Annotated in this window: 12 protein-coding genes; 1 reads left to right on the top strand and 11 read right to left on the bottom strand. The window is 29.2% G+C overall.

What is annotated here, in order from left to right; genetic code table 11:
* Positions 1–69 precede the first annotated feature (69 nt).
* The 11 genes from ABHC41_RS04830 to pfkB form a co-directional block, all read right to left on the bottom strand.
* Positions 70–255, bottom strand: a complete 186-nt coding sequence (locus tag ABHC41_RS04830) for a helix-turn-helix domain-containing protein (protein WP_092922759.1) — start codon at positions 253–255, stop codon at positions 70–72.
* Positions 256–369: 114 nt separating this feature from the next.
* On the bottom strand, positions 370–1566 hold the full coding sequence (locus ABHC41_RS04835; protein ID WP_271893226.1) for a MalY/PatB family protein: 1197 nt from the start codon (positions 1564–1566) through the stop codon (positions 370–372).
* A 4-nt stretch (positions 1567–1570) separates the two neighbouring features.
* Positions 1571–2641: a Xaa-Pro peptidase family protein gene (locus tag ABHC41_RS04840; protein ID WP_271893228.1), complete on the bottom strand. Its 1071-nt coding sequence runs from the start codon at positions 2639–2641 to the stop codon at positions 1571–1573.
* Between the two features lie 9 nt (positions 2642–2650).
* Positions 2651–3982, bottom strand: a complete 1332-nt coding sequence (locus ABHC41_RS04845; RefSeq protein WP_092922750.1) for a PTS transporter subunit EIIC — start codon at positions 3980–3982, stop codon at positions 2651–2653.
* Between the two features lie 31 nt (positions 3983–4013).
* Positions 4014–4349 (bottom strand): PTS sugar transporter subunit IIB, encoded by a 336-nt coding sequence (locus tag ABHC41_RS04850; RefSeq protein WP_092922747.1) that lies wholly within the window; start codon positions 4347–4349, stop codon positions 4014–4016.
* Positions 4350–4440: 91 nt separating this feature from the next.
* Complete coding sequence (locus tag ABHC41_RS04855) at positions 4441–4746, bottom strand: PTS lactose/cellobiose transporter subunit IIA (protein ID WP_092922744.1); 306 nt, start codon at positions 4744–4746, stop codon at positions 4441–4443.
* Between the two features lie 15 nt (positions 4747–4761).
* A complete protein-coding gene (gene ypdE / locus ABHC41_RS04860; protein WP_271893232.1) occupies positions 4762–5805 on the bottom strand; it encodes an aminopeptidase in 1044 nt (347 codons plus the stop codon).
* A 2-nt stretch (positions 5806–5807) separates the two neighbouring features.
* On the bottom strand, positions 5808–7709 hold the full coding sequence (locus ABHC41_RS04865; RefSeq protein WP_271893234.1) for a PRD domain-containing protein: 1902 nt from the start codon (positions 7707–7709) through the stop codon (positions 5808–5810).
* Positions 7710–8037: 328 nt separating this feature from the next.
* A complete protein-coding gene (gene gatY / locus ABHC41_RS04870; protein WP_271893235.1) occupies positions 8038–8889 on the bottom strand; it encodes a tagatose-bisphosphate aldolase subunit GatY in 852 nt (283 codons plus the stop codon).
* A 48-nt stretch (positions 8890–8937) separates the two neighbouring features.
* Positions 8938–10107, bottom strand: a complete 1170-nt coding sequence (locus ABHC41_RS04875; protein ID WP_092922732.1) for an SIS domain-containing protein — start codon at positions 10105–10107, stop codon at positions 8938–8940.
* A 272-nt stretch (positions 10108–10379) separates the two neighbouring features.
* Positions 10380–11309, bottom strand: a complete 930-nt coding sequence (gene pfkB / locus ABHC41_RS04880; RefSeq protein WP_271893238.1) for a 1-phosphofructokinase — start codon at positions 11307–11309, stop codon at positions 10380–10382.
* Positions 11310–11540: 231 nt separating this feature from the next.
* On the opposite strand from pfkB, the gene ABHC41_RS04885 reads away from it, so the two are divergent.
* A complete protein-coding gene (locus ABHC41_RS04885) occupies positions 11541–12266 on the top strand; it encodes a GntR family transcriptional regulator (protein ID WP_166504776.1) in 726 nt (241 codons plus the stop codon).
* Positions 12267–12294: the final 28 nt, after the last annotated feature.

The raw sequence follows: 12294 nt of genomic DNA on the forward strand, positions 1-12294 counted from the left end.
AAAAAAATGTAATTTTTTGTTCTTTGCTATTTTTCCCATAAAAAAAGTCCTATTTTTCAATAAGACTAGTTATATATATCTAAATTCTTTTGGCGTTATTCCCTCTAACTTTTTAAATACCCTTATAAGGTAGCCACAATTTTCAAATCTTAAATATAAAGAAATACTATTTATTGATTTGTCTATATCCATTGACAGTGGTTTTGCCCCTGCTATCTTTTTCATATTTAAATATTCGATAAGATTAATTCCCATTTTCCTCAAATAAAATTTGACTTGTCATCATAGCTCCTAAATAAAAATAAATCCCATATATATCGATTAAAATTCAATATATATGGGACTTACCTTTTATGCCTTAAAATTGATTTAAGCTTTTTGACAATACATACTTATATAAGTTTCTTTTATTCTATTTAGAGCTTCATTTAATGTTTCTTTAGGGCATCCTATATTAAGACGAATAAATCCTTCTCCATCTTTTACAAAATAACTTCCAACTACCATAGTTAAATTTGCACTTCTAAAGAATTCTTTAGACTCTTCTTCATCCTTAAATACTTCTCTTACATCTATCCATGCTAAGAAAGAAGAGTCAGACTTCATAACTTTTGCTTTTGGCATATATTTCTCAAAGAAGTCATAAACTATTTCGAAATTACTTTCTACATAATCTCTCATCTCATCTAACCATTCTTCACTTTCGTTGTATGCTGCAACAATGGCTGGAATAGCAAATACATTTGGAGAAGTTATTGAGTTACTTTTTAGTCTTTCCAATAAAGTTTCTCTAACCTTAGCATCTCTTATTACTACATAAGATGTTTTTAGCCCACCTAAGTTAAATCCTTTGTTAGGAGATGCACATATTATACTATTTTTATAAATTTCTGGATGAGCATTCCATAAAGATATAAATGTATGTCCTTTAAATACTACGTCTCTATGAATTTCATCACTTACTAAAAGTACATTATACTTCAAGCATAATTCTGACACTTGATATAGTTCTTCTTTTGTCCATATACGGCCTGATGGATTCTGTGGACTGCAGAATATAAATACTTTTATATCACCAGACTTCATTTGATTTTCCATATCTTCAAAGTCAAGATAATATCTATTATTTTCTAGCTTTAATAGGCTACAATATAACTTTCTACTGTTATTTACTACAGCTTCTGCAAAAGGATCATAAGCAGGTGTATTTATTAATACTCCTTCTCCTTCTTTAGTATACGCTTGAACTATATAATGAAGAGTTGAAACTGTTCCGAAAGTTAATTTTATCCACTCTTTTTCTATATGAAAATCAAATCTTCTTTTGTTCCAATTTATCACGGCTTCATAGAAGTCATCTCCTATAAAGGTATAACTATAATCTCCCACAAATGCTCTTTTTGTAATAGCTTCTTTTATAGCTGGAGCACACTCAAAATCAATATCAGCTAAATCCATAGGAATTGCATCTTCATCTAATCCGAATTTTTCTTGAATTACACTATTGCTCCATTTTCTACAATTACCTTCTTTACGATTTAACACTTTGTCAAAATTATATTTCATAGCTTTACTCTCCTAATATTATAAAGTCCTTAGATGTCTTATTAAGTGAAATACCTTTCCCATCAATTATGACAATATCATCTTCTATTCTAACTCCCCCTACATCTGGAATATAAATACCTGGCTCACAGGACATTACCATACCTTCTGTTAGAATATCATCACTTCTTGGGTTTAGTGTTGGCACTTCTCCATCACCAAGACCTATTCCATGACCTAATCCGTGGTTAAAATAATCACCAAATCCATGATTCTCTATAATTTGTCTAGCAATTTTATCAATATCACTAGCTTTCATGCCTTCTTTAATTGACTCTATTGCCGATAGTTGTGCTTTTAAAACTACATCATATATTTCTTGAATAATTTTAGGTGGCTTACCTATAGATATTGTACGAGTCATATCAGATTGATATCCTTGGTAAACAACACCAAAATCTATTGTTATAGCTTCATTTTTCTTTAATTTTTTAGTTGTAGGTCTTCCGTGTGGCATTGCTCCCCTTTCACCAGATACTACTATTGGTTCAAATGACATGCCACTTGCACCCTTTTTAAGTGCATGATATTGAAGTAGGGCTGAAACTTCTAGTTCAGTCATACCTTCTTTTATTTCAGATATGACCTCACTAAATACTTCATCTGTAATCTCACAAGCTTTTTTAATAAGCTCAATTTCCTCTTTAGATTTTACAGCTCTTACTTTACCTAATTCGTTAGTTATTAAGTTAATATTAAAACCTGCCTTATCTAATAAAATATACTCTTGTATACTCATAGTTTGGCTTTCTATTGCTATATTTTTTATATTCATTTCTTCTAACAATTCAATTATATTTTCTATATAAGATCCCTGAGATACAACCCTTTTTATAAATCCAGATGTTTTCTTATCTGCTTCATCAGTATATCTACCATCTAGAATTTGATATTTTTTTTCTTTTGTGATAAGCACATAAACACCGCTACCGGTTAATGCTCCTATATATCTTTTATTATTTTTTCCTTTAATTAAAAGAGCGTCAACGCCTCTTTCTTCAATTAAATCTATTATTTTTTTTACTCTATTATCCATAATAAAATATTAGAAATCTAATTCTAAATCTCCTAATAAATCTTCGTCTTCTTTAGAGAATATATTCTTAGCTGCATTTTTAGCTTCTTCTTGTTCCTTAGCTTCTTGTTGACGTTCCATTATCTTGAAGAATGGCCAATATAGCGCAACTGCTAGTACTAATTGTAAAGCATTAACTACTATAGAACGCCAATCTCCATTAGTTAAGAATCCTTCTAAGAATACTCCTACATATGGAGGGTCAAATACTGGTTTTGCTAGCCATCCCCAGTGCATAAGAAACATTGGCAATGTACCTATTATAGCTCCACCAAATACATGTGGTATAAACATTATTGGGTTTAATATTATTGGAGCACCAAATAATATTGGTTCATTTATTCCAAATAATGCTGGGAATAATGATACACGTCCTATCTTCTTATAAGTTTGGTTTTTAGATAACATACAAGCTACTACACATCCTATACTAATACCACAACCTGTAAATCCGAAGAATGCACTTGAAACCCCTCCTGTAAAGAAGTGAGGTATTGCTTCTCCTGCTTGCATTGCTGCTATATTTTCAGCTATAAATGTAACCATTATAGGTCCTGTTAAAGGCTTAAATACTGATGAGTGTATACCAAAGAAGAATATAGTACATATAGCAAAGTTAAGTGCAAGAACTGCCCATGGATTATCCATACTTCCTACTAACGGAGATAGGAATTGAGTAAGTATTTGTGGAGGTAATTCTCCAAATACAGCTAATGAAATAAAACGAGCTGCTATGAAAGTACCACAAACTATAATAGTAGTTGGTATTAATTCAAAAGATTTAGATACAAAATCTGGTACTCCTTCTGGCATTCTTATTGTAATATTCTTTTTCTTACAGAAGTTATATAACTCTACAGATCCAAGACCTGCTATCATACCTGTAAATAGACCTTTAGCACCTAGGTTTCCTAATTCTAATGCACCATCTGGTGTAAAAGTTGCTACTAAGAATAAAAATGAGAAAGTTGCAAGTGTAACACAACCTGGTATATATAATTTATAATAATTACCTAAGTTAAAGGCAATACACATACAGGCATATAATCCTATTAATCCTATAGAAAGACTTACTGGTAAATCTAATACTGCTGCATTTTTTAATATAAATTGACTTATTGGATTGCTTTTTCCAAGCATATTTGGAAGTGCTGGAAGTATTGCAAATATACTCCCCAGTATTGTGAATGGCGTCATAGCAACCATACCAGCTTTTATAGCCCCAAGGTGACGTTGATTGTCAACCTTGTGAGCTAAAGGCATAAATACTCGATTCATAAACGCTTCAAACTTAGCAAACATATTTAATCCCCTTTTCCCTATACTATTTTTATTATCCTTGAGCTAATTGATGTTTTTTATAAGTTACTAAAGCTAACTTCATAACTGTAGCTCCATCCATTTTTCCATAAACATCTTTATCTATTACTGCATAAGGTTTATTTTTTGGATCTAATATTCCTTTTAAGAAGTCTAACTTATGAGATATTTGAGGTCCTATAAGTACTATATCCCACTCATCAACTTGACTTTCTATTGAATCTGCTGGTATCGCTGTAAATTCGAAATCGTTTTCATCAAGTTTAGCACTTTCTTTTACTACCTTCTTCATATTTTGCATTAACATATTTGTAGAGAATCCACCTGCACAACATAATAATATTTTCATAACAATTCCTCCTAAAATTTATATTTTTTATTTTCCTTTAGAAAGTTTAATCTTTCTAAAGGAGTATTTGTATAATTAATTTGTTTATCTACTACTTATCAAAAACTTCTATTAAAGCTTCTATTAAATCTTTTGCTAATTGAGAAGTCATATAGTGATCTTGAGCATGAACCATTAAAAGACTCATTGCTGGACTTTCAACATCTTCATTTAGATCTTGAGTTATTAATTCTGTTTGTATTCTGTGAGCCTCAATATCTATTTTACGAGCTTCATTTATTAATGCTCTTGCTCCCTCGAAATCCTTTTCCTTAACCTTTTTTAAAGCTTCGAAAGCTTTTGCTTTACTGTCACCTGCTGTTGATATAAGCTCCATTATTTGCATTTCTGTTGACATTTTTTTATTCTCCTTTTAAATAAAATTCTTTATATTTTTATATCTTTCTTCATCAAAATTTAAAATTAACTGAGTATACAACTCTATAATAGCTTCTAAGTCTTTATTACTTACTATAGAAAATGCACAATGTCCATATCTAACTGGGACACAAGTTACTGCACAAGGTTTACCTTCATTTATAAGATGTGCCTCTCCACCATCAGTTCCACCTGATTCAAACATATCATGTTGAAGAGATATATTGTTTTTATCAGCAGTTTCTATTATGTAATTTATCATTTTTCTATTTGGAACTAAGGTTCTATCTCTATGCATTAGCATTATGCCTTTATCTATTTGTTTTTGATTTGTATGATCTCTTAAAAATTCATTTTTAGCACATGCTACATCTATTACAAATACTACATCAGGGTTTATTAACTGAGTTGCTGTTTTTGCACCTCTTATACCAACTTCTTCACTACTTGTAGCTGCAAAATGAACATTACAATTTATATCTTTTTTCTCTAGTCTTTTTAAGACCTCTCCCATTACAAAGCATCCAATTCTATCATCAAAAGCCTTACCTACTAATCTATTTTCTAAAGTAAATTCTTCAAAATCAGTAGTGTATGTTACCATGTCCCCAACTTGAATACCTAAATTGTATACTTCTTCTGCTGTATATGCTCCAACATCTGCATATACTTTCTCAACTTTACCATCATTATATGTCCCATTTATGATAGCAGGGATTTTCTTCCCTTCACTTGTAGTGATTCTAACTTTTTGTGTGAATTGTGCAAGAGGTTTTACTCCTCCTATTGTTATTAAATGAATCATACCAAGCTTATCTATACTTCTTACCATAAACCCAACTTCATCCATATGAGCACAAATCATTACATTTGGCACTTTTTCATTTTTTTTCTTAGAAAAAATTATACTCCCTAATCCATCACATACTATTTCATCACTATAATCTTTCAATTCTTCTAGTAAAACTTCTCTAACTTCTCCCTCATTAGAGGCTATCCCATCTGCTTCTGATAATTTCTTAAAAAAATCTATATTCATATCTAACCCCCTATGTAGATTTTTAATTTATACATAAACTCTTCATAAGATTGTGATCTATTTAGCATATCTACTATATCCTTATCTGCCATAATCTTAGTTAAGTATTTAGATATTTGTTTGTGAAGCTCTAGATTTCCCTTTATTAGTGAAATCATAAAAATAATTTTTGGTTTTCTATTTTCATGGGTAATATCTGAGTGTATCAAAGCTACTGATATTATATTTTTATTACCTGTCATTTCAATTGGGTGAGGTATTGATACACCATTGGTATAAATGGTACTTAAGTAACTTTCTCTTTCCCATACATCTTGTGGGTAACTTGGAGAACAAGCACCTTCATCAACTATACACTGTGACATATTATCAAGAATATCTTTATAGTCAATTTTTTCTTTTATACATCTAAAATGATTTTTATTAAATAGGCTTAATATATATTTCTTAGGATTTGACAAACTTCCTATATGGTCTGCAAATCGTACACTTTCTTTAATATTTAGATAATCTAATTCATCTAAAATTTCATTTATAAGTATAACTGGAGCATTTGTTTTAAATTGTGGATTTGTTATTGAAAAAATCAAATCTGGCTCAAAACATACTACTTCTTCTTCATCTAATAAAGAAAAGTTTTTTATTTCAGCATTTGGAAAAATTTCTCTTAATCTTAATTTTATTAAAAATGCACTTCCCCCGCCTGATGAACATATTACTGCTATTTTATATTTTTGATTAAAACTAGCTTCTTCTCTTTTCTCAAATGGTACAGCTATATGAGTGGCTATAAAACCTATTTCCTCTTGACTTATCTTTATCTTGTATTCACTTTCTATAACTTTGGAAAGTTGAATAGCTAAATTAAAAACTGTTGGATATTGCTGACTTATCTTCACCGAAAAAGGATTTTTTGTGTTATGATTCCTTTTTACACGTTCTATTAAAGACGCGATATGTAAATAAAGTAAATTAAAGAATTCTTTATCTTCTAAAAAACTAGTATTATATTTTTTATCTACACCTTTAAAAAATTCGTATATTATATCTTGAAGTTTACTTTTGTCAGCATTCATTATGGTAGCTTTTTTATCTTTAGTCCTTAGCTTTATAAGTTGCTTTAAGTAATCATTTTCCTCATAAGTAAGATAATATTTTTTGTCTTTAAAAATTTTATCTAGTAAATCATTTATTATTAAATCTTCTGTATCTAACTTTAATTCATTAATATTTTCTAATACTCTCAAATTGACCCTTATATATAAAGTAACAATTTGAGCTAATATTTCTTCAAGTTCCGTTAGGTTTGCTTCCAAATCATGCTTATTAAGTACATTTTTTATTGTGCTTCTAATATCATCTAATTTGAAATCATCTATAAATTTATCTCTATATTCCGTTATATTTCTATTTTCTTTAAAATAACTTTCTACTAATATTTTTTGAATTGATTTAACAGTACCTTCTATCTTAATTCCATAATGAGCCTTACGCTCTAACTTCAATTCTGTATCTCTTAGCTTTTCATCTACTTTTTTTAAATCATTTTTAATTTGAGATGAACTTACTAAGAATTTTTTGCTTAGCTGATCTATAGTTTTGTAACCTTCATTTACTAATAGTTCTACTATTATAGATTCTATCCGTTGTTCTGGATTTTCAATTGAATATGAGGGTAAGTTTTTTAGGTAATTTTCGAACTTTTCTTGGTCTTTAAGATTTAAAATATATCCTAGTCTAGTCTTGTATTCTAATTTAAAACCATTGCGTTCTTCTACACTTTCTATATTCTTAATTTCATTTCTAATAGTTCTAGTAGATACCCCTAGCTTATCTGCAAAATAATCTAGTCTTAGATAGTCACCACTGTTTCTTAAGCATTCAAGAATAACACGCTCTCTCATATACCCACCTCCCTCAGTTGTTTTTATACTTTTAAATAATGTTATGAATTGAAAACATTTTCTTTAAAAAGTCGATCTTTTCTATATTTATAGCGAAATTTATGTATCTTAATATATCATAATAAAATATATGTTTGATACAACAATAAAACCTATAGTTTGTTTTTTATTATATTTTAATTATATCCTCAATCTTTTTCCAATAAAAGCCGATATTTTTCAACAATTATATGAAAAAACTATACCATTATTTAAATAAATGACATACCTTTTTCAAAAATAAAAATATCCTAGATTTATCTAAAATAAATCTAGGATATTTTTATTTTTATGCTTTATTTATAGACCCACATACAACCATTTTTTCTTTTACAAATGATTTTACTGATTGAAGTCCAGCTTTTCCATATTTCTTTGGATCTATAACTTCAGGATCTTCACTTAAAACTTTTTTTACACCGTTACTATATGCAATTCTTAATTCAGTTGCATAGTTAACTTTAACAATACCTCTTCTTATAGTTTCTTTTATAGTTTCATCAGGTATTCCTGATCCTCCATGTAATACTAATGGTACTGAAACTAATTTTTTAATTTCTGATAATCTATCTAAATCTATTTTAGGTTCTCCTTTGTATAAACCATGTGCTGTACCTATGGCTATAGCTAATGAAGACACTCCTGTTCTTTCAACAAATTCCTTTGCTTCTTGTGGATCTGTATGAGCACTTCCTTCTCCACCATCTAGATCATCTTCTTTTCCCCCAACTTTTCCAAGTTCAGCTTCTACTGGTATAAGAGATGGATTACAAGCTTCTACCACTGCTTTTGATAATGATATATTTTCTTCAAAACTCTGATGAGAACCATCTATCATTATTGATGTATAACCTGTTCTTAAAGCTCTCATTGCAAGATCAAAACTTGAACCATGATCTAGATGCATTGCTACAGGTACTTTCGCTCTCTCTGCTGCAACTTTTGCATTTGCTAAATAATAGTCAAGACCTGCATATTTTACAGTAGATGGAGTAGTTTGTAGTATAACTGGAGAATTTAGTTCCTCAGCAGCTTCTATAACAGCCATTACCATTTCCATATTCTCTACATTAAAAGCCCCTACTGCATATTTTCCCTCTTGCGCTTTTTTAAACATTTCAGTTGTCGTTGCTAATGCCATATTTATACCCCCTAATTTTAATCTAAATATTTATAAATTTTCAATTTCTTACTTCTCATATTCGTGTATTATTACACCTTTTACTACTCTATTTACTGTCCCTGTTGGCGATGGTGTATCTGGTTTATTATTACATTTTACTGATGCAAATAGTGATATAGTTTGTGCAAATAATACATATGGGAATGCAAGGTATGCATCTGGTAATTTATCGTATTCTCTTTCAAATCCAAATGTTGTACCTGAGAAATTATTTTCATTTTCTACTGATATTGCACAAGTAAGTTTAGCAATTTTATCTGCATTTATTTCTTCTAAAACATCTAAATCATATTTTCTTGTGTATACATTATTGGATACAAATACAAATATAAGTGTATTTTCATCAATGAACGACTTTGGACCATGTCTAAATCCCATAGGAGAATCATATGCTGTAGCTATTTTTCCCGCTGTAAGTTCTAATAACTTTAACTGTGCTTCTTGTGTTAATCCTCCTAGACCTCCAGATCCTAAGTATACTACTCTATTAAAATCTTTATTTATTAACTCGTGTATTTCATCTTTTCTATCTAATACATTTTTACCCATTTCTATTATTGCATCTATATAAGATTTCTCTACATCTTCTTCTAAGTTATCAAATATTAACATTGCAGTTAACATCATGCATGAGAAACTTCCTGTCATAGCAAAACCTTTATCATTTGATCTTGATGGCATTAATAATAAATAATTATTTTCATCATTTTTAGTTACTTGAGCAAGTTTTCCTTCTGGAGCACAAGTTATAGCTAAATGATAAAAATTATCTACAATTTGTCTTCCTAAATTTAGGGCTGCTAGGCTTTCAGGGCTATTTCCACTTCTTGCAAATGAAACTAATAATGTTGGTACATCCTTTTTTAAGTAATCATATGGATTAGAAACTATATCTGTAGTAGGTATTGCTTCAATTATACATTTTCTTATATCATTTTTATTTTTAAGATATGGAAGTATTGAATTTCCTACATAAGCTGAAGTTCCAGCACCTGTAAATATAACTCTAAATTGTCCATGCTTATTACCTATATTTTCTATAAACTTATTTAATTGTTCTTTATTATCCTTATATATTTCATAAGCCTCTAACCATAACTCAGGTTGTTGCTTTATTTCTGTTGTTGTTATTATTGCACCTAAATCTTGTAACTTTTGTTCTTCTAATTTAAACATATTACTTCCCCTTTCATATTTCAAATTAAATCTGGTAATAAGGTTATAACCAGTTATTTTTTAAAAAAAATATATATCATACTTAAACTATTTTCTTCTCTCCCAAGTGGTAATTACCAATAATCCAAATATAAATTAATTTGAATTTTTTGTCAATAAGAAAAAGTTTATATTACTCTCCTTATAAACTTTATGCTTTAATTATAATTAAGTTTACAATTATAAAAATATGCTAAAAATAATTATTATGAACCTATTTATCTCAGATTTTACTAACTTAATTTTGTTACTTTAACTAAGACTTGATATTTTTTAACTTCTTCTAAAGTTACAAATCCAGTTTCTATGTTAAGAGCATTACTTATACCACAAGCATTCGAAAGTTTAAGCAAGTCTTCTACTTCATATCCTCTCAAAATACCTACACTAAATCCAGCTATTGTACTATCTCCACTACCTACAGTATTCACAGCTTCTATCTTTGGTACTTTTGCTTCATATACTCCATATTCATTTAAGTAAATCATTCCATCTTTTCCTAGAGATATACACACATTTTGTGCTCCCATTTCAAGAAGTTTTTTCCCCGCAGATATAACCTCATCTCTTGATTCTACATTGGTTCTTAATATCTGTTTTATTTCATCTGTGTTAGGTTTTATTAAATATGGTTTTGATTTTAGTGCTATTTTTAATGGTTCTCCTGATGTATCTAATATAAATTTTATATTATTTTCTCTACATATATGACCTATCTTTTCATAATAATCTAGCGGCATATTTTGACAGTAGCTACCTGAAGCTATTAGTATTTTAGTGTCTTTTATCACTTCTTTTATATCATTTTCAAACTTTTCTAAATCATTCTTTTCTATTATTGGCCCTTTTTCTAAGAACTCTGTACTTACCTTATTATCTTCAATTATATTTAAGCAATTTCTAGTCTCTTGCTTTATTTCTGTAAATTTGTTTTTTATGTCTAATTTTCTAAGTTCATCTTTTATAAATGCTCCATTAAATCCCCCTATAAATCCCATAGCTAGCGGATTTTCTCCTAAAATTTTGCATACTTTCGTTACGTTTAGACCCTTTCCTCCAGCAGCTGCATTTGTACTTACTACTCTTTGAACTTCACCTATATTTATACTATTTACTCGATACATTCTATCTATAGATGGATTGAATGTTATTGTCGTAATCATAATTACTTCTCCTTTTATTAATATACAAACCCCTAATCTATAACCTTTAATGTGGTTACTACCACTTTGAATATAAATTATTTTATTATTTTTGTCAATACTATGTAGTTTTAGCATAAATTAATAATTTTCCTTGCTCAGTTATCTCTATACTTTATTCATTGACAGAAATAGTTGCTCATTTTATAATTAAAATGTGGTAATAACCACTTAGAGAGGATTAAAATTTTTATGATAAACAGAAATGATAAAAGACCAATATATGATCAATTAGTTGAAATACTAAGAAATAAAATCGAAAATGAGATGGAGCCTAATGATAGGATGCTATCAGAAAGAAAAATTTGTGATGAATACGGAGTAAGTAGGACCACAGTTAGATTGGCCATGGCTGACTTAGAACATATGGGGTATATATACAAAAGACATGGAAAAGGAACTTTCGTAGCTGCACTTAATCAAAATTCACAAAATTTAATGGATAGTTATAGCTTTACTGATCATATGAAAGCTCAAGGAAAAAATCCAAGTACAAAAGTATTATCCTTTGAGATAGTAGAAAGTACAAAATATTTTGCTGAAAAGTTAGGTATAAACCCTGGCGAAAAAATAATAAAAATAATGCGTCTAAGACTTGCAGATAATATTCCTATGATGCTTGAAAGAACATATCTTCCTATGAGAGAATTTGCGGGATTAACACAAGAAAAAGTTATACAAAAACCTTTATATGAAATATTTAGAGAAGACTATGGAGAAATTATCAAGGTGGCTGATGAGGAATTTTCTGCAGGTATAGTATCTGATAAAGAGGCGGAGCTATTGGAAGTACCAATAGATTCAGCATGCTTAAAGTTACTTCGTACTACATATAATGATAATAATATAGTTATTGAATTTACTCTAAGCGTTGCTAGAAGTGATAAATTTGTATATAAAATAAGACATTTGAGATAAGAAACATACCAAATATAATATGATTAGG

The organism is Romboutsia sp. 1001216sp1 (assembly GCF_039841805.1).
Taxonomy (GTDB): Bacteria; Bacillota; Clostridia; order Peptostreptococcales; family Peptostreptococcaceae; genus Romboutsia_C; species Romboutsia_C hominis.

Coding starts and splice junctions, on each gene's coding strand:
- ABHC41_RS04830 (WP_092922759.1), bottom strand. CDS start 255: ATGGGAATTAATCTTATCGAATATTTAAATATGAAAAAGATAGCAGGG.
- ABHC41_RS04835 (WP_271893226.1), bottom strand. CDS start 1,566: ATGAAATATAATTTTGACAAAGTGTTAAATCGTAAAGAAGGTAATTGT.
- ABHC41_RS04840 (WP_271893228.1), bottom strand. CDS start 2,641: ATGGATAATAGAGTAAAAAAAATAATAGATTTAATTGAAGAAAGAGGC.
- ABHC41_RS04845 (WP_092922750.1), bottom strand. CDS start 3,982: ATGTTTGCTAAGTTTGAAGCGTTTATGAATCGAGTATTTATGCCTTTA.
- ABHC41_RS04850 (WP_092922747.1), bottom strand. CDS start 4,349: ATGAAAATATTATTATGTTGTGCAGGTGGATTCTCTACAAATATGTTA.
- ABHC41_RS04855 (WP_092922744.1), bottom strand. CDS start 4,746: ATGTCAACAGAAATGCAAATAATGGAGCTTATATCAACAGCAGGTGAC.
- ypdE (WP_271893232.1), bottom strand. CDS start 5,805: ATGAATATAGATTTTTTTAAGAAATTATCAGAAGCAGATGGGATAGCC.
- ABHC41_RS04865 (WP_271893234.1), bottom strand. CDS start 7,709: ATGAGAGAGCGTGTTATTCTTGAATGCTTAAGAAACAGTGGTGACTAT.
- gatY (WP_271893235.1), bottom strand. CDS start 8,889: ATGGCATTAGCAACGACAACTGAAATGTTTAAAAAAGCGCAAGAGGGA.
- ABHC41_RS04875 (WP_092922732.1), bottom strand. CDS start 10,107: ATGTTTAAATTAGAAGAACAAAAGTTACAAGATTTAGGTGCAATAATA.
- pfkB (WP_271893238.1), bottom strand. CDS start 11,309: ATGATTACGACAATAACATTCAATCCATCTATAGATAGAATGTATCGA.
- ABHC41_RS04885 (WP_166504776.1), top strand. CDS start 11,541: ATGATAAACAGAAATGATAAAAGACCAATATATGATCAATTAGTTGAA.